This window comes from Geobacillus jurassicus NBRC 107829 (genome assembly GCF_001544315.1).
GTDB classification, from domain to species: domain Bacteria; phylum Bacillota; class Bacilli; order Bacillales; family Anoxybacillaceae; genus Geobacillus; species Geobacillus jurassicus.
This window is the reverse complement of record NZ_BCQG01000068.1, coordinates 1-16,919: the sequence shown is the minus strand read 5'-3', so window position 1 is coordinate 16,919 and position 16,919 is coordinate 1. Positions and strand designations below refer to the sequence as shown.

General features: G+C 55.5%; 15 protein-coding genes and 1 other annotated feature. Of the genes, 12 read left to right on the top strand and 3 right to left on the bottom strand.

Annotated features, from left to right (window positions below; translation table 11 throughout):
* Window positions 1–263 precede the first annotated feature (263 nt).
* Window positions 264–488 (top strand) — a binding site (T-box leader).
* A 74-nt stretch (window positions 489–562) separates the two neighbouring features.
* The 6 genes from leuS (at window position 563) to GJ1_RS15550 (ending at window position 7,407) form a co-directional block, all read left to right on the top strand.
* On the top strand, window positions 563–2,980 hold the full coding sequence (gene leuS / locus GJ1_RS15575; protein WP_066234359.1) for a leucine--tRNA ligase: 2,418 nt from the start codon (window positions 563–565) through the stop codon (window positions 2,978–2,980).
* A gap of 57 nt (window positions 2,981–3,037) precedes the next feature.
* Window positions 3,038–3,352, top strand: a complete 315-nt coding sequence (locus tag GJ1_RS15570; RefSeq protein ID WP_066234356.1) for a rhodanese-like domain-containing protein — start codon at window positions 3,038–3,040, stop codon at window positions 3,350–3,352.
* A 348-nt stretch (window positions 3,353–3,700) separates the two neighbouring features.
* Entirely contained in the window at window positions 3,701–4,975 is a 1,275-nt protein-coding gene (locus GJ1_RS15560) for a helix-turn-helix domain-containing protein (protein ID WP_066234352.1), read from the top strand.
* Between the two features lie 16 nt (window positions 4,976–4,991).
* On the top strand, window positions 4,992–5,120 hold the full coding sequence (locus tag GJ1_RS19320) for a hypothetical protein (protein WP_281176954.1): 129 nt from the start codon (window positions 4,992–4,994) through the stop codon (window positions 5,118–5,120).
* 338 nt (window positions 5,121–5,458) lie between these two features.
* On the top strand, window positions 5,459–7,102 hold the full coding sequence (locus GJ1_RS15555; protein ID WP_066234350.1) for a M4 family metallopeptidase: 1,644 nt from the start codon (window positions 5,459–5,461) through the stop codon (window positions 7,100–7,102).
* 125 nt (window positions 7,103–7,227) lie between these two features.
* Window positions 7,228–7,407 (top strand): sporulation protein Cse60, encoded by a 180-nt coding sequence (locus GJ1_RS15550; RefSeq protein WP_008880941.1) that lies wholly within the window; start codon window positions 7,228–7,230, stop codon window positions 7,405–7,407.
* Window positions 7,408–7,625: 218 nt separating this feature from the next.
* Here GJ1_RS15550 and GJ1_RS15545 read toward each other — a convergent pair whose 3' ends face one another.
* Window positions 7,626–8,936, bottom strand: coding sequence for a BaiN/RdsA family NAD(P)/FAD-dependent oxidoreductase (locus tag GJ1_RS15545; RefSeq protein ID WP_066234347.1), 1,311 nt, complete (start codon window positions 8,934–8,936; stop codon window positions 7,626–7,628).
* A 112-nt stretch (window positions 8,937–9,048) separates the two neighbouring features.
* On the opposite strand from GJ1_RS15545, the gene GJ1_RS15540 reads away from it, so the two are divergent.
* Window positions 9,049–10,674 carry a putative polysaccharide biosynthesis protein gene (locus GJ1_RS15540; protein WP_066234344.1) on the top strand — a complete coding sequence of 542 codons (1,626 nt, stop codon included), beginning with the start codon at window positions 9,049–9,051 and terminating at the stop codon, window positions 10,672–10,674.
* Between the two features lie 144 nt (window positions 10,675–10,818).
* Here GJ1_RS15540 and GJ1_RS15535 read toward each other — a convergent pair whose 3' ends face one another.
* Complete coding sequence (locus GJ1_RS15535; protein WP_066234342.1) at window positions 10,819–11,031, bottom strand: hypothetical protein; 213 nt, start codon at window positions 11,029–11,031, stop codon at window positions 10,819–10,821.
* A gap of 105 nt (window positions 11,032–11,136) precedes the next feature.
* Here GJ1_RS15535 and GJ1_RS15530 point away from each other — a divergent pair, with 105 nt between their 5' ends.
* Window positions 11,137–11,883, top strand: coding sequence for a pseudouridine synthase (locus tag GJ1_RS15530; protein WP_066234339.1), 747 nt, complete (start codon window positions 11,137–11,139; stop codon window positions 11,881–11,883).
* Window positions 11,884–11,983: 100 nt separating this feature from the next.
* Here GJ1_RS15530 and GJ1_RS15525 read toward each other — a convergent pair whose 3' ends face one another.
* Window positions 11,984–12,205, bottom strand: a complete 222-nt coding sequence (locus GJ1_RS15525; RefSeq protein ID WP_008880936.1) for a DeoR family transcriptional regulator — start codon at window positions 12,203–12,205, stop codon at window positions 11,984–11,986.
* Window positions 12,206–12,455: 250 nt separating this feature from the next.
* On the opposite strand from GJ1_RS15525, the gene pepV reads away from it, so the two are divergent.
* From pepV to GJ1_RS15505, 4 genes are all read left to right on the top strand, one after another.
* The gene (gene pepV / locus GJ1_RS15520; protein WP_083510030.1) at window positions 12,456–13,868 is read left to right on the top strand and encodes a dipeptidase PepV; all 1,413 of its coding nucleotides are present in this window, start codon (window positions 12,456–12,458) and stop codon (window positions 13,866–13,868) included.
* Window positions 13,869–13,951: 83 nt separating this feature from the next.
* Window positions 13,952–15,139, top strand: a complete 1,188-nt coding sequence (gene malA, locus GJ1_RS15515; protein WP_066234336.1) for a maltose permease — start codon at window positions 13,952–13,954, stop codon at window positions 15,137–15,139.
* 6 nt (window positions 15,140–15,145) lie between these two features.
* Complete coding sequence (thpR, locus tag GJ1_RS15510) at window positions 15,146–15,724, top strand: RNA 2',3'-cyclic phosphodiesterase (RefSeq protein ID WP_066234332.1); 579 nt, start codon at window positions 15,146–15,148, stop codon at window positions 15,722–15,724.
* 11 nt (window positions 15,725–15,735) lie between these two features.
* Complete coding sequence (locus tag GJ1_RS15505) at window positions 15,736–16,674, top strand: glucanohydrolase (RefSeq protein WP_066234329.1); 939 nt, start codon at window positions 15,736–15,738, stop codon at window positions 16,672–16,674.
* Window positions 16,675–16,919 lie beyond the last annotated feature (245 nt).

Below are 16,919 nucleotides of genomic sequence, written 5' to 3'. Positions count from 1 at the left end.
CCTGTATAGGTTTCGGCTTGCAATTGATCGACAAATTTTTTAAAATAATAATAAATTTGGTTCATCACCAAAAGATGTACTTGACTTTTTAAAGACAAACATGATAGCAATGTTGCTCAAATGAGGTGTATGATATGAAAAGGAAAATTGCTATTTTGGTTTTCTCTATCATGAACGTCTTTCTTTGTCAAGTACATTTTGTGGTGAAGAGCCATAAATTTGTCATTCTGTCCACTCATCGGTCGATTCATGCGCGAATAAAGCGAATAACGGTGAAGAGGAGCAGTAGCGGGCTTGACGGATGGCAGAGAGTTGACGGATGGTGCGAGTCAACCGAAGTCGGTCCGCGAACTCGCCTCGGAGTTGCCGGCGCGAACGGCTATGGCCGATAACGCCGGCCGTCGGTCCGCGTTAAGGAAGAAAGCGGGTGCGCCGTTTGGCGCGCCAAAAAGGGTGGTACCGCGGGAAGCGCGCCTCTCGTCCCTTTGCGTGGGGATGGGAGGTTTTTTTGTACATATTTTCGTCAATGATGCAAGTAGAACTGGATAGGAGGAGTGCTGCGATGAGCTTCAACCACCGCGAAATCGAAAAAAAATGGCAAGCGTACTGGGAGAAAAACAAAACGTTCCGCACCCCGGACGAGAGCGACAAGCCGAAGTTTTACGTTCTCGACATGTTCCCGTATCCGTCCGGCGCCGGCTTGCACGTCGGCCATCCGGAAGGATATACGGCGACCGACATTTTGGCGCGCATGAAGCGGATGCAAGGGTACAATGTCCTTCACCCGATGGGCTGGGACGCGTTCGGGCTGCCGGCTGAGCAATATGCGTTGGATACCGGCAACGACCCAGCCGAATTTACGCAAAAAAACATCGACAACTTCCGCCGGCAAATCAAGTCGCTTGGCTTTTCGTACGACTGGGACCGGGAGATCAACACGACCGATCCGAACTATTACAAATGGACGCAGTGGATTTTCTTGAAGCTGTATGAAAAAGGGCTCGCCTACATGGATGAAGTGCCGGTCAACTGGTGCCCGGCGCTTGGCACGGTGCTGGCGAACGAGGAAGTGATCAACGGCCGAAGCGAGCGCGGCGGGCATCCGGTCATCCGCAAGCCGATGCGGCAATGGATGCTGAGAATCACCGCCTACGCCGACCGTCTGCTTGAAGACTTGGAAGAGCTCGACTGGCCGGAAAGCATTAAGGAGATGCAGCGCAACTGGATCGGCCGCTCGGAAGGAGCGGAAATTGAGTTTGCCGTCGACGGCCATGACGAAACGTTCACCGTGTTCACGACACGTCCCGATACGCTCTTTGGCGCGACGTACACCGTCTTGGCGCCGGAGCATCCGCTTGTTGAGAAGATCACGACGCCGGAGCAAAAGCCCGCTGTTGACGCCTACTTAAAGGAAATTCAAAGCAAAAGCGACCTTGAGCGCACCGATTTGGCGAAAGAAAAAACGGGCGTGTTCACCGGCGCCTACGCCATCCATCCGGTCACAGGCGACAAGCTGCCGATTTGGATCGCCGACTACGTGTTGATGAGCTACGGCACCGGGGCGATCATGGCCGTGCCGGCGCACGATGAGCGCGACTACGAGTTTGCGAAAAAATTCAACTTGCCGATCAAAGAAGTCGTCGCCGGCGGCGACATCGAAAAAGAAGCGTACACCGGCGACGGCGAGCATATCAACTCCGAGTTTTTGAACGGCCTGAACAAACAAGAAGCGATCGAAAAAATGATCGCTTGGCTTGAGGAAAACGGCAAAGGGCGGAAGAAAGTGTCCTACCGGCTGCGCGACTGGCTGTTCAGCCGCCAGCGCTACTGGGGCGAGCCGATTCCGATCATTCATTGGGAAGACGGCACGATGACGCCGGTGCCGGAAGAGGAATTGCCGCTCGTTTTGCCGAAGACGGATGAAATCCGCCCGTCGGGAACGGGCGAGTCGCCGCTCGCCAACATTGAGGAGTGGGTGAACGTCGTTGACCCGAAAACGGGCAAAAAAGGGCGGCGCGAGACGAACACGATGCCGCAATGGGCCGGAAGCTGCTGGTATTATTTGCGCTACATCGACCCGCACAACGACAAGCAGCTCGCCGATCCGGAAAAGCTGAAACAATGGCTGCCGGTCGACGTCTACATCGGCGGGGCGGAGCACGCCGTCTTGCATTTGCTTTACGCCCGCTTCTGGCATAAGTTTCTCTACGACCTTGGCATCGTGCCGACGAAAGAGCCGTTCCAAAAGCTGTTCAACCAAGGGATGATTTTAGGCGAAAACAACGAAAAAATGAGCAAATCAAAAGGCAACGTCGTCAACCCGGACGACATTGTCGAAAGCCATGGAGCCGACACATTGCGGCTGTACGAAATGTTCATGGGGCCGCTTGAGGCATCGATCGCCTGGTCGACGAAAGGGCTCGACGGGGCGCGCCGCTTCCTCGACCGCGTCTGGCGTCTGTTTGTGACCGAAAATGGCGAACTGAATCCGAACATCGTCGACGAACCGGTAAACGATACGCTGGAACGCGTCTACCACCAAACGGTGAAAAAAGTAACGGAAGACTATGAAGCGCTCCGCTTTAACACCGCCATTTCGCAGCTCATGGTGTTCATCAACGAAGCGTATAAAGCGGAGCAAATGAAAAAAGAATACATGGAAGGATTCGTCAAGCTTTTGTCGCCGGTCTGCCCGCACATCGGCGAAGAATTATGGCAAAAGCTCGGCCATGCGGACACGATCGCTTATGAACCGTGGCCGACGTATGATGAAACGAAGCTCGTTGAAGACGTCGTAGAAATCGTCGTGCAAATCAACGGCAAAGTGCGGTCGCGGCTGCATGTGCCGGCGGACTTGCCAAAAGAAGCGCTCGAGGAGCGGGCGCTCGCCGATGAAAAAATCAAAGAGCAGCTCGCCGGCAAAACGGTGCGCAAAGTGATCGCCGTCCCAGGCAAACTCGTCAATATCGTCGCCAACTGATGGCAAGAGCGGGCTTCGGCCCGCTCCCTATCCACCAAAGAAAGGAGTACATCTGCCATGGAAGAGATCAAGGAAATCACGCCGGCTGAAGTGAAAGAAAAACTCGAGCGCGGCGAAAAGCTGAACATTGTCGATGTGCGCGAAGACGAGGAAGTCGCCCTCGGCATGATCCCTGGCGCCAAACATATCAAAATGGGCGACATCCCCGATCGGCTTGCGGAATTCGACCGCAACGAAGAATACATTTTCGTCTGCCGCTCCGGGCGGCGGAGCGAAAACGTCTGCCGCTACTTGCAGGAGCTCGGCTACCGCGTCCGCAATATGACGGGCGGCATGCTCGAGTGGGAAGGGGAAACAGTGCCGAAACGATAAGCGCTTCCGGCTGGAAGGACAGGGCATGGCGGCGGGCCGTCATCCAAGTGATCCCGTTCCGTCGAGACCAAAACGACGGAAAGTGTCAGCGAATGGGAAATGGATCCATCCGAACGGCCCCGTTCAGTCAAGATGCAGAGGAATGGTTCGCTGCCGCCGGCCTTTCCATGCGTCGGCCGGCGGCTTGCGCTTCCCCGTTCCGCTTGCGGGATAGGAGCGAAAAAGCGTCCCAGCTTTTTGGGGCGCTCTTTTCATTTTGTTTTAGTGCCAAAGTGTGATGCAAGAAAAAAAAGGAAAGGGTATAATTTTCAATAAAATCAGACACTTGTCCGAAGGAGGAGCTTCCTGTTGAAACTTGGCGACCGCTTGAAATTCGCCCGCTTGATGAAAGGCATGACCCAAGAAGAAACCGCCGAAGGCATTATTTCGGTTTCATATTTATCGAAAATCGAAAATAATCAAGTCGTCCCAAGCAAAGAGGTGCTCGAATGGTTGTTTCGGCGGCTGGACATCCGGCCCGGCGGAAACGAAACAACGCCTTCATGGTTCGAATGGGTGATGTCGTGGTACAGGGCGATGATGAGCCGTGATGCGCCTGCCGCGCAGGAACTGTATGAAATGGTCAAAGAACGATGCGAGCAGTCCGGAGATGCCGAAGCCATGATTTATTTTCAGCTGATGCGAATCCGGTATTTGCTGCTTCTTGGTGACAAAAAGGGGGCGGAAACGGCGGCGCAAAGCGTGCAGGATTGGTATGGGTCGTTCAGTGATGACATGCGCTATTATTATTGGAAATTCTTTGGCCTTTTGTATTACTGTCAAGAAAAATATGACGACGCCTTGCGTTGCTATAAAAAGGCAGAACAGCTGCTGAAGGGAGAATGGAAAATGAGCGGGGAGGAGGCCGATTTGGCTTACTTGTCGGCGCTTGCTTCTAGCCGTCTGTGGAAATGGTTCCAATGCCTTCATTACGCCGAGCGAGCGCTGGCGCTCAGCCAGGCGGAATACGACTTGCGGCGGAGCGCCGAATGCCATGTGCTGTTGGCGATTTGCTATCGGCGCTGCGGGGAGATCGACAAAGCGGTCGAACATTGCCTGTCGGCGCAAAAAGCGGCGGGTATGGCGAATGATCGGCGCCTTCTTGGTATTGTCGAGCACAATCTCGGCCACTTGAAGGGGATGAAACGCCAGTATCGCGAGGCCGTGCAACATTACGAAAACAGCTTGATATATAAAGAGGACGCCCCGCTGGATGCCCGGCTCATCACGCTTTTGTCGCTCGTGCGCATGCATTGTGAGGCCAAGCATTATCGCAAAGCGTGGATGATCGTCGAGGAAGGATGGAAACAGCTCGAACAAGCCCCTAACGGAGCGGTGGAGCATTATGAGTATTATTTGCATTTTTCCATTTACCGGCTGCTTTTGAGCGAAGAAGACGAACCGTTGGAGCGGCTGCTCAAACAGGAGGCGATTCCATACTTCCAAAAAAAGAAGGAGTATGACGACGCTTCTTTGTACGCCGAATATTTGGCCGATTGTTATATGCGGAGGCGCCAGTACAAGCTGGCGGCCCAATATTACCAGTTAAGCTGCGCTCTCTTGCGGAAGAAAACCGGCGTTTGAAAGGAGGTGAAGCTAGGTGAAAAAGCGGGTCATTGTGATCGTCGCTCTCGCCGTCCTTGGCCTCGCTTCGGCCTTTGGCCAAGGCATCGGGGTGCAAGAAGCGGCTAAAGATGAGCATCCGCCGCCGACGGTGATCGCCCGATGAACGGCGCGGCCGAACCGCTGCTCTGCCTGTATGCACGATGGGAAATGTCTTGTGGTTTTTTCTTCTTTGCTCGAACCGATTCATCTTCCGCTTTCGTTCGATAGTCGAAAGCAAGGATGGATCGGTTTTTTTGTTTGGCTTGGCGTATGGGGTGAAAGGATTTGCCCCTAGTCGTTTCATCGCAGGTACAGAGATATAAAGAGGGAAAACGGGAAAATAAATGATCCGCTCAAGCTCTGTTTCGTTTCGATATTTTCCCAATACCCACTGAAAATATATTGATATAAAATTTAAAATAAATAGAATAATTAAACAAATAAAGGGAAGGGGTAAAGAGAATGAAAAAACGGGCGATGCTTGGAACGATTGCGTTGGCGCTTGGCTTAATGGCCGCACCGGTGGGCGCATCAGCCAAAGAAAGAGCGATGGTATGGGATCAACAATGGAAAACGCCGTCGTTTATTTCCGGATCGCTGTTCAAAGGGGAGGGGATCGACCCGGAAGAATTGGTTTACCGCTATATGGATCAAGAGAAGGATATGTTCCGGCTTGGTGGACAAGCCCGCGAACGGCTGGCGCTGATCAGCAAACAAACGGATGAACTCGGCCATACGGTCATGCGTTTTGAACAGCGTTATCAAGGCATCCCGGTGTATGGCGCCGTGTTGGCTGCGCACGTCAAAGGCGGCGAATTGTCTTCCTTATCTGGAGCGCTCATTCCGAACTTGGACAAGCGAGGGGTGAAAAAAGAAAAAACGATTGCCGTTCAAGAAGCGGAAGCCATCGCAGAACAAGATGTGATCGAGACGATCACGAAAGAACGCCCGGAGAAGGAAGACGGGAAACCGACGCGGCTGATCATTTATCCGAGCGGAGAGGAGGCGCGCCTTGCTTATGAGGTCAATGTCCGCTTTTTAGCGCCTGTTCCGGGCAATTGGATGTATATCATCGATGCGGGAAGCGGCGCTGTGTTGAATAAATGGAATCAAATGGATGCGGCCAAGCCGGGAACCGGTCCGACGGTCGCCGGCACGTCGACCGTCGGCGTCGGCCGCGGTGTGTTGGGCGATCAAAAATATATTAATACCACCTACTCTTCGTATTACGGCTATTACTATTTGCAGGACAACACGCGCGGCAGCGGCATTTTTACGTACGATGGCCGCAACCGCACGACGTTGCCCGGCAGCCTGTGGGCCGACATTGACAACCAATTTTTCGCCAGCTATGACGCGGCGGCCGTGGACGCCCATTATTACGCCGGCGTCGTGTATGACTACTACAAAAATGTGCACGGCCGTCTGAGCTATGACGGCAACAACGCCGCCATCCGTTCGACCGTCCATTACGGACGCGGCTACAACAACGCGTTTTGGAACGGTTCGCAAATGGTGTACGGCGATGGAGATGGACAGACGTTTTTGCCGCTTTCCGGAGGCATTGATGTCGTCGCTCATGAGTTGACCCACGCCGTGACCGATTATACCGCCGGGTTGGTGTACCAAAACGAGTCCGGTGCGATCAATGAAGCGATGTCCGACATTTTCGGCACGCTCGTGGAGTTTTACGCCAACCGCAATCCGGACTGGGAGATCGGCGAAGACATTTACACGCCGGGCATTGCCGGCGATGCGCTCCGCTCGATGTCCGATCCGGCGAAATACGGCGATCCGGATCATTACTCGAAACGCTACACAGGCACACAAGACAATGGAGGAGTTCATACAAACAGCGGCATCGTCAACAAGGCAGCCTACCTGCTCAGCCAGGGCGGCACGCATTATGGAGTGAGCGTCACCGGCATCGGCCGCGACAAAATGGGGAAAATTTTTTATCGCGCACTCGTCTACTATTTGACGCCGACGTCGAACTTCAGCCAGCTGCGCGCCGCCTGCGTGCAAGCGGCCGCTGATTTGTACGGGGCGGCGAGCCAGGAAGTCAATTCGGTGAAACAGGCGTTCAATGCTGTAGGAGTTTATTAAGGTGAACGGTTCATCCCTTCCGTTCTTTCCAACACGCGCCCTGTTGTTTGGGGCGCGCGTTGCTTTTTGCAGAGCAGGATTTTCCCTAAACGTGTGGAAAGAAAAAAGAAAACGGGGGGATGGCGATGTACAAAGTGAAAGTGTTTGATAAAGAGCATGAAAAAGATTTGGAGGCGGCGGTCAACGATTTTTTAGCCCGCCTGAAAGACGGGCAGTTGATCGATGTCAAGTACAGCGTCGCCGCCATGGAATCGGAAGGCGAGCAAATTTACTGTTTTTCCGCCATGGTCATTTACCGGACTTGACATTCCATACGGCTCAAGCCGTGGGATTCTTTGGGTCGTTTGCGCTCTTATCCATTTCAAGCGGCAAAATTCTGTAACCCGCCAAAGGGCGTCCAACGCTTTTTTCATTGGCATTTCAATTTCAGGCGGTAAAATTTTGCAACTGCCCGCCTTGAAGACGGGCGTTGCCGGAATGTCCGCGGATGGCCCGGAGCGCTCGAGCAGCATGGGGACGACGGTCAATCCTCTGTTGTCTGCCCTGTGGGGCCGCTGATCCTGCTTTTTTCCGTCAATGCATAGCGGGCGGCATTGACGCCGGCGAGCCGCCCGGTGACAAGGGCAGCGGTGATGTTGTAGCCGCCCGTGTAGCCGTGAATGTCCAAAATTTCCCCGCAAAAGTAAAGGCCGGCCATGCATTTGGAGGCCATTGTTTTCGGCTCAATTTCTTTGACCGACACGCCGCCGCCGGTGACGAATGCTTTCTCAAGCGGCAGCGTGCCGTGGACGGAAAAGGTGAACTGTTTGCACTGCCGGACAAACGCCCGGAGCGCCTCATGGCCGACCGTGCCCGCAGAGGCGTGCGGGTCGATGCCGGCCCGCTCGAGCAAAAAGACAGCGTACCGCTCCGGCAGCACCGTTTTGGCGATCGTTTTCATCGCCTTTTTCGGCTCCTCTTTGCACAGCTTGGCGAAATGTTGAAACAGCTCTTCCTGCGTCGCGTCCGGAAGCGCGTCGATGCTCATTTCGACCGCGCCGTCCGCCGCTTTTTTCAACGCCTTGACGACGAATTGGCTGCACCGGAGGGCGGCTGGGCCAGAAATGCCGAAATGCGTAAACAGCATGTCCATCCGGTGGGTGATGATCGGCTTGCCATTCGGCTTTAAGACGCTCAAAGCGACGTCGCGCAGCGACAAGCCTTGCAGCGTCCGCTCTTTGATGAACGGCTCATGCGAGACGATCGGCACTTCGGTCGGAAACAATTCGGTCACCGTGTGACCCGCTTTTTCCGCCCACGGATAGCCGTCGCCCGTTGAGCCGGTTTGCGGCACCGATTTGCCGCCGACGGCGACGACAACCGCACGGGCCGTGATCGTTTCCCCGCTTTTCAGCGTGACGCCGACCGCTTTCCCTTGTTCATACAACACGTCCGCCACCGGCGATTCAAGCCGAACATCGACGCCGAGGCGGCCGAGCTCGCGAACAAGCGCGTCGACGACCGACTGGGCGCTGTCGCTTTTTGGGAACATGCGGCCGTGGTCTTCCTCTTTGAGCGGCACGCCGAGCCGCTCAAAGAAGCGGATGATGTCTTCATTGTTGAACACCGAGAAGGCGCTGTACAAAAAGCGGCCGTTGCCGGGAATATGGCGGACGATTTCCTCGACCGGCAGCCGATTCGTCACGTTGCAGCGTCCGCCGCCGGAGATGGCGAGCTTGCGCCCGAGCTTCGTTCCTTTTTCCAACAAGAGCACCTTCGCCCCTTCTTCGCCGGCGCCGATCGCCGCCATGAGCCCGGACGGCCCGCCGCCGATGACGATGACGTCGTATCCCATATTCATTCCACCCTTTCGTTTCACGCGTGGACGATATTTTTCGTTCCATTGACAACTATGGTAAAATAGATATGTTGTCATTTTCAACGTCCATGGCTAGGGAAGGGGTCATATGTCAACATCGAAACTGCTGCGCGGCACGTTTATTTTAACGGCTGGCGTGATGATTTCCCGTCTTCTTGGCTTGTTTTACGTCATCCCGTTTTACCATCTTGTCGGTGAGCGCGGCGGAGCGCTGTATGGATACGGCTATGTGCCGTACCAAATTTTTTTGAGCTTGGCGACCGGCGGGCTGCCGGTGGCGGTGTCAAAGTTTGTATCGAAATACAACGCGCTTGGGGAATACGGCGTCGGCTATCGGCTCTTTCGCTCCGGCCTTGTCTTGATGATAGCAAGCGGCATCGCCTCATGGCTCATTTTGTATGCCTTGGCCCCCGTCTTGGCGCCGCACGTCATCGACGCGAAAACGAACGTCAACTCGGTCGACGACGTCACGGCCGTCATCCGCGCGGTCAGCTTTGCGCTCCTCATCGTGCCGGTGATGAGCTTGATCCGCGGGTTTTTTCAAGGACATGAATCGATGGGGCCGACGGCGCTGTCGCAAGTCGTCGAACAAATCGCGCGCATCGCTTTTTTGCTTGGGGCGTGCTACGTCATTTTGCGCATCATGAACGGTTCTGTTGTCACCGCCGTGAGCGCGGCGACGTTTGCGGCGTTTGTCGGGGCGGCGGCGGGGCTTTTGGTGCTCCTTGTCTACTGGTGGAAGCGGCGTCCGTATTTGCAGTCGTTGCTTGCGCGCGACCGCGGCGAAGCGGACGTGTCGCTTTTGGCGATGTATCGGGAGCTTTTGCTTTCCTCGATTCCGTTTGTCTTTGTCGGCTTGTCGATGTCGCTGTACCAACTCGTCGATCAGTTTACGTTCAATCACGCGATGGCGGCGGCGGGCCGCGGGCACATCTCGGAGCATGCGTATTCCGTGTTCAACATGTGGGCGCAAAAGCTCGTCATCATTCCAGTGACGCTCGCGACCTCGTTCAGCTTGGCGCTCATCCCGACGATTACGAAAGCGTATGTCGCGCAAGACCGGAAAGCGCTGCGGCAATATTTGAACCAGACGTTTCAAGTGCTCATGTTTTTAACGCTCCCGGCCGTCATCGGCATGGCGGTGCTTGCAGGGCCGGTGTACAGCTCGTTTTACAGCTATGATCCGCTTGGCGAACAAGTGTTGCGCTGGTATGCGCCGGCGGCGATTTTGTACGCTTTGTTTTCTGTGACGGCGGCGATCATGCAAGGCATCAACGAGCAGCGGTTTACGGTCGTCAGTTTGACAGCCGGCTTGCTTGTGAAGCTTTTGCTCAACACGCCGCTCATTATGAAATGGTCGGCCATCGGGGCCATTGTTGCCACGATGGCGGGCTATTTCGTCTCTGTGGCGTTCAACTTATGGGTCATTCAGCGCCGCACGCGCTACCGCTATCGGTTTGTCGCCCGCCGGACGGCGTTTATGGCCATCTTGACGGCGGCGATGTCAGCGGCGGTTATGGGGGTCGAGGCTCTGACGGCCCGATGGATCGATTACCGCGCCGGCACCGCTGAATCGGTGGGCGCTGTTGCTATCGGCGCGGCGGTCGGGGCAGCCGTCTACTTGTTTCTCAGCATCCGTTCCGGCTTGTTTGCGGCGTTGTTTGGCGATCGGTTCGCTTTTTGGCGCCGGAAAGAGAACAAGGCCGTATCCTGACCGCCATTCTGGCTGATCGGCGTCCAGTTGAGCGGCAGCCTCGCCTTTAGGCGGAGCCATCCATTGGGTTTCGGCCGTTATCGGCTTGATGCAACATAAAAACGAAGAAGGCGGGCTTTCCACCGCCTTCTTTCTCTGTTCTGTTTACGAAAGGCCGAGCCGGCGTTCGATGCGATCGAGGCGGCTTTCTACTCGGTCAAGCCGGCGGTCGAGCCGCTCGACAGCCCGCTCAAGCCGTTCGATGCGCCGCGCCCAGTTGGCGAATTGCCCGCCGGGGTATCCGGGCCAAAATTGGCCGGCTGGCGGCTGTTGACGGTAATCATCAAACGTTGGGATAGAATAGTAGTATTCATTCATCGGCAAATCCCCCTTCTTCATGTTTCCTTCATAGTGTATGGGGGGAAGGCGGAAGCGGATTAGATGAACGCCCAAAGAAAGTCGCTATTTTTAGGAGGAGGTTTTATGGAACTGCGCATTGACAAGCTGCTCGCCCATATGGGCTACGGAACAAGGAAAGAAGTGAAAAAGCTGCTCAAGTCCGGCGCGGTGAAAGTGGACGGCGCGCCGGTCCGCGATGCGAAAACGAAAGTGCGGCCGGATGAGCAAATCGTGACCGTGTGGGGAGAAACAGTCGAGTACAAGCCGTTCATTTACTTGATGATGAACAAACCGCCGGGGGTGGTTTCGGCGACGGAAGATGCGGTGGAAGAAACGGTCGTTGACCTGCTTGAGGAGGAAGACCGGGCGCTCGCTCCGTTTCCGGTCGGGCGGCTTGACAAAGATACGGAAGGGCTTTTATTGTTGACGAATGACGGGCAGCTGGCCCATCAGCTGTTGTCGCCGAAAAAACATGTGCCGAAAACGTACTTTGCCGTCATTGACGGGGAAGTGACGGACGTCGATGTGGCGGCGTTCCGGCGCGGCGTTGTGCTTGATGACGGCTATGTAACGAAGCCTGCCGAGCTCGTCGTGCTAAAATCCGGCCTCCGTTCCGATGTCGAGGTGACGATTACAGAAGGGAAGTTCCATCAAGTGAAACGGATGTTTCAAGCGATCGGCAAGCGGGTCGTCTATTTAAAGAGAATGCAAATGGGGCCGCTGCCGCTTGACCCGGATTTGGCGGTCGGCGAGTATCGGGAGCTGACAGACGAAGAGGTGGAAATGTTGAAACAGTACCGGCCGGAGATGGACGAAAAAAAAGGAACCTAAGTCGGTTCCTTTTTTATGGAAAAGTGATGAATCGTCGATTTTGAGAAAAAGCTGTCTCGCGTCCATCTCTCATCTTGCCTTTGCCCTATTGGCACCGGGTTTACGAAGAGATGCGCACTTTCTTGTTTGTGGTCGTCCATTTACCCTTGCTTGGGCTGCGAACGAGATCGTTGTACATAAGCACGTTTAAGTCGCGCTGGATCGTTCGTGGGGTGGTGCCGAACTCATCAACAAGCTCCTGGGTCGTAACCGTTCCTTTTTCACTAATGTACATGTACACGGATTTGATGCGGGTAAGCATCCGATGTGTTGAAGGTTTCAAAAGACCACTCCCTATCTTAGCATCATTCGCATGGCACAACCGACAGCTAGCAGATGAGAGATGTCTTTGTCTGTTTACTACCATTGTACACGAAATGAGAGGGAAAATGCTACCCGGTTGCCTCTATTCACGAAAAATTTCAACATTTTGTCATGAAACGGAAAACGATTTGCAACGAATGAAACATTTTGACTTCCTGTTTTTGATATGATACGTTGGCAACAAAGAGTGTTGAATAAGGAAAGGAAGAATGGCGTTGAACATCGACTGGATGAAAGAAGCAAAGAAGCGGAAAGACGATTTGATCCGCGACGTGCAAGCGCTTGTCCGCATTCCGAGCGTCCGCGATGATGAGCAGGCGCAGCCGGGGGCGCCGTTTGGGCCCAAGGTGGCTCAGGCGCTTGAGTATATGCTTCACCGCGGCCGGGAGGAAGGGTTTCGCGTCAAAAATGTGGACGGGTTTGCTGGGCATATCGAAATGGGGCATGGGGAGAAACTTGTCGGTGTGCTCGGCCATATCGACGTCGTGCCGCCCGGGGACGGCTGGACGATGGATCCGTTTGCCGCTGATGTGCGCAATGGCCGCATTTACGGGCGCGGTGCGATCGATGACAAAGGGCCGACGATGGCCGCGTTTTACGCGATGAAAATCATCCGTGACCTCGGGCTGCCGATCGGCAAGCGGGTGCGGCTCATCATCGGGGGCGATGAGGAGAGCGATTGGCGGTGTGTAGAGCACTATTTTCGCCATGAAGAAATGCCGGATGTCGGATTTGCGCCGGATGCTGATTTCCCGATCATTCATGCGGAAAAAGGGATCATTGACGCCGATTTGTCGTACCGCCCGCCGGGGCAAGAGGAAGCTGAAGGGTTCGCGCTTGCCTCATTCCAAGCCGGGCGCCGCTACAATATGGTGCCGGATGCGGCCGAAGCGGTGGTGGAAGGAGCGGGGCGGACGGAGGAGCTGCTTGGCCTCTATGAACAGTTTTGCCGGGAGCGCGGCGTAAAGGGGAGCATCAGGCAAAGCGAAGGGGCCGTCGTCTTTCAATTGGAAGGGGTGTCCGCTCATGGCGCCGAGCCTGAGCGCGGCAAAAACGCCGGCGTCTATTTGGCGCAGTTTTTGGCGTCTCTTCCGCTCGATAGCCAAAGCCGACCGTTCGTACAATTTCTCGCTTCTTCGTTTTCTGACACCCGCGGTCAGGAGCTCGGCCTTGCGTATCGCGACGAACAAAGCGGCGACTTGACCGTCAACGTGGGGGTGCTGTCGTATAACCGGCGGCATGGCGGAACGATTGGGCTGAACATCCGCTATCCGGTGACGGCCGACGGCGACGCGATCCACCGGACGCTCGCTGGCGCCGCGGCTGAACATGGATTCGCGCTCAGCCGGTTCAGCGATACGAAGCCTCATTATATCGACCCGAACCACGAGCTTGTCCGCACGCTTCAGCGCGTCTACGAAGAGCAGACAGGCGAGCCGGCCCGGCTGTTGGCCATCGGCGGCGGCACGTACGCCCGCGCCTTGACCGCCGGGGTGGCGTTTGGCGCGCTGTTCCCCGGCCGCCCGGATGTCGCCCATCAAAAAGATGAGTACATCGAGATCGACGATTTGGTGAAAGCAACGGCCATTTACGCGCAAGCGATTTATGAGCTGGCTAAATAAACAGCCCGCCGCTTGGCGAAGACAAACGAACGAAAAGGCGCCGAGCGGCGGGCGGCGCTTTAGAAACGAAAGGGGAGGACGGGATGGAAGCGGCTTTAAAACGGGAAGCATCGGTGCGAAAAACGGTGTTTCCGCTCTTTTATTTTTTGATTTTTTTCGCGTTTGGCTCCTTGTTTCCGCTCTTATCCGTCTATTTGCAAGAGGAGGCGCGCCTGCCGGGAGCAGCGATCGGCTGGATCATGTCGATCACTCCGATTGTGACGATGGCCGCCCAGCCGCTTTGGGGCATGGCGACGGATTATACACGCAAACCGGTCGGGCTGTTGACGATGGCGCTCGTGTTGACAGCGCTGTTTGGGTTTCTTTATTCGCTGGCCGTAAGCTACCGGATGTTCGTCGTTTTGACCGTGCTGCTTTCGGCGGTGCAAAGCGCCATCGTTCCGCTCTCCGACAGCATCGCCCTTCATCAAGTGCGCGACCATGGCGGAAACTACGGAGCGATCCGTCTTTGGGGGTCGCTTGGCTTTGCTGCGGCGGTGTTGGTTGTCGGCTGGCTGTCCGACCATCTTGCCTTTGCGGTCATTTTTTACGTATTTTCGTTCATGTTGCTTTCAGCCGCAGCGTTGGCTTCCCGTCTGCCGCGCAGCCGCGCGGCGGGGCCGGCGGGTGGGTTGACGTGGTCTGACATCCGAGGGCTGCTTTCCGTTCGCCCGTTTTGCCTGCTGCTTGTGGCGTCCTTTTTGCTGTTTGGTCCGATTTATGCCAACAATTCGTATTTCGGGCTGTTGATCCACGAGCTCGGCGGCACGCTGACCGGCATCGGACTCGCCTTTTTGCTGGCCGCCGGAAGCGAGGCGCCGTTTATGAAAGCCGCTGATTGGCTCATTGGCCGCGTTGGCATGGCTCCCCTCCTTTTCTTTGCGGCGCTCGTGTCGACCGCCCGCTGGCTGTCGTATGTTGTCGATCCGCCGCTTTTGTTTGTCTATATGACAGCGATCCTTCAAGGATGTTCGGTCGGGCTGGCGATTCCAACCGCCCTGCAGTATGCGCGCCGTCTGGCGCCGGAACGGGTGCAGGCGACGGCCGTCGCCCTTTACTCGGCGGCGAGCAGCGGACTTGGCGCGTGGTTTTGCACTTTGGTGGGCGGGTACTTGCTTGAGCGTTGGCAAATCGGTGCCGTCTACTTGTTTTTCGGTGCTTGCACCATCGTTGGTGTGTTGGTGCTCGTTTGGCTGGGAAAACTAGAACAAAACGGTCGAATCGGCAGGTGAGAGAGGATGAAACGGAATCATTATTTTATCGCTGTTCCGCTGACAGCCGAAGCGAAACAAGCCATCGCCCGTTTTTCAGGCGACATGGCGCCGTCGCTGCCGTTTCGCACATGGGTGCATGAAGAGGATTATCATATCACCCTCGCGTTTTTAGGCGATGTGCCGCCGGAAAAAATGGCGCCGCTGTGCGAAGCGATGGCCGCCACTGCCGCCCGCTGCGCCCCGTTTTCCCTCGTGCTTGCCGGGCTCGGGACGTTCGGCGAGCGGACGGCGCCGCGCATCTTTTGGCAAGGAGTCGAAACGGAAGAGCGGCTGCATGCGCTACGGCGCGACGTGTATGAAGCGTGCATTAAGCTTGGGTTTTCCTTGGATCGGCGGCCGTTTGCCCCTCATATTACGATCGCCCGCAAATGGCAAGGAGCCGAACCGTTTCACCCGGATCGCCTTCGTTCGCTTGCCGCGGCCAAGGCGGTGTTTTCGGTTCCTGAGATCGTGCTGTATCGGACGAATATGGAACGGACGCCGAAGTACGAAGCGATCGCCGTGTTCCCGTTGCTTGGCGCGCCGATGAATGACCGGAAATAGCAGGTGAAACAATGGGTCAGCTCGTTAAGCTTACGGACTGCATTTCCCGTTATGAAACGGACGTGTACTATTATGTACCGGAATTCATCCGGCTGAAGCAACGGCAATGGGAACAGGCAAAAGCGCGGTGGCAAGCCGAACGGACGGCTGAGGCCAGCGGATGGCTTGAAACGGGCGAGACGTGGGATGTTTGGCTTGACAAACCGTCATGGTGGGAGCGGCTGACGAAACGATGGCGCCGCCGTGTCGCGCTTACGGAAGAAGAGACGTTTTCTCTTGCGCCGATGGCCCGTCCGGCGGCTACTCTGGAGGAATTGAAACAGCAGTTTCTTGATGAGTTGTTCGAGTTGCAGCTGAAATGGGCGAGTTCGACGATGATGTACGTTTCCTCTTTCGATGAGAACGTGTATAGCGATGAGACGTTGAAGTATTTTTTGCAGCGGTTTCCGGATACGTATTTATGCTTTTACCGGCCGGTCGCGATGGTCGGCAAGGCGCCGGTGGAGCTGGAGACGATGATGCTGACGCCATCCGCCGCTTGGTGCATCGCCTTCGTCGAGGGAAGGCCGGACAACATCGTCATGGCGTCAACCGACCGGTTTTGGGTCGAGCGGGCTGGAACAGAAGAAACGAGGCGGGTCAACCCGGTCGTGTCCCTGCGGCGGACGGAGCAGATCGTTTCCGAGATTTTTCGCAAACATGGGGTCGATTGGCCGATCCATCTCGTGCTGTTAAACCGCTCCGGCTACATTGACAGCGGCGGCCTTTTTCCGTTTATCCGCTATATTGATAAGCGAAATTATGACGAGTGGTTTTCCCGCCTGCGCCGCTCAGCTCTCCCGCTTCGGCACGGGCAGCTGAAAGCGGCTGAGGCGCTGCTTCGCCATTGCGCCAGCTTTTACGACCGCCGCAATGACGGGAATATGAGCGGCGAGGAAGGGCAACAATAGAAACATCTGTGCATCGATGGGGCGACCGGCCGATGATTTGGCACCGCCCTTTTTCTTTTACAGAAAAAAGTCTGAAAGCCCACGGTTTCAATCGTGGGATGAAAGACGGCGTTGCTCGGTAATCCTTAATCGGATTGCTTAGAGCAGCCATTTTTATCTTTAAGTGTCGCAGTATAATCGTTAAACGGATATAATTCATATATGGAACAAGAATATCGAAGAACGAAAACAACTGAACGCTATGG

What these genes read in the sequence shown, in the direction of transcription:
- leuS (WP_066234359.1), top strand. Translation starts at nt 563, where the DNA reads ATGAGCTTCAACCACCGCGAAATCGAAAAAAAATGGCAAGCGTACTGG.
- GJ1_RS15570 (WP_066234356.1), top strand. Translation starts at nt 3,038, where the DNA reads ATGGAAGAGATCAAGGAAATCACGCCGGCTGAAGTGAAAGAAAAACTC.
- GJ1_RS15555 (WP_066234350.1), top strand. Translation starts at nt 5,459, where the DNA reads ATGAAAAAACGGGCGATGCTTGGAACGATTGCGTTGGCGCTTGGCTTA.
- GJ1_RS15550 (WP_008880941.1), top strand. Translation starts at nt 7,228, where the DNA reads ATGTACAAAGTGAAAGTGTTTGATAAAGAGCATGAAAAAGATTTGGAG.
- GJ1_RS15545 (WP_066234347.1), bottom strand. Translation starts at nt 8,936, where the DNA reads ATGGGATACGACGTCATCGTCATCGGCGGCGGGCCGTCCGGGCTCATG.
- GJ1_RS15540 (WP_066234344.1), top strand. Translation starts at nt 9,049, where the DNA reads ATGTCAACATCGAAACTGCTGCGCGGCACGTTTATTTTAACGGCTGGC.
- GJ1_RS15535 (WP_066234342.1), bottom strand. Translation starts at nt 11,031, where the DNA reads ATGAATGAATACTACTATTCTATCCCAACGTTTGATGATTACCGTCAA.
- GJ1_RS15530 (WP_066234339.1), top strand. Translation starts at nt 11,137, where the DNA reads ATGGAACTGCGCATTGACAAGCTGCTCGCCCATATGGGCTACGGAACA.
- pepV (WP_083510030.1), top strand. Translation starts at nt 12,456, where the DNA reads ATGGCGTTGAACATCGACTGGATGAAAGAAGCAAAGAAGCGGAAAGAC.
- malA (WP_066234336.1), top strand. Translation starts at nt 13,952, where the DNA reads ATGGAAGCGGCTTTAAAACGGGAAGCATCGGTGCGAAAAACGGTGTTT.
- thpR (WP_066234332.1), top strand. Translation starts at nt 15,146, where the DNA reads ATGAAACGGAATCATTATTTTATCGCTGTTCCGCTGACAGCCGAAGCG.
- GJ1_RS15505 (WP_066234329.1), top strand. Translation starts at nt 15,736, where the DNA reads ATGGGTCAGCTCGTTAAGCTTACGGACTGCATTTCCCGTTATGAAACG.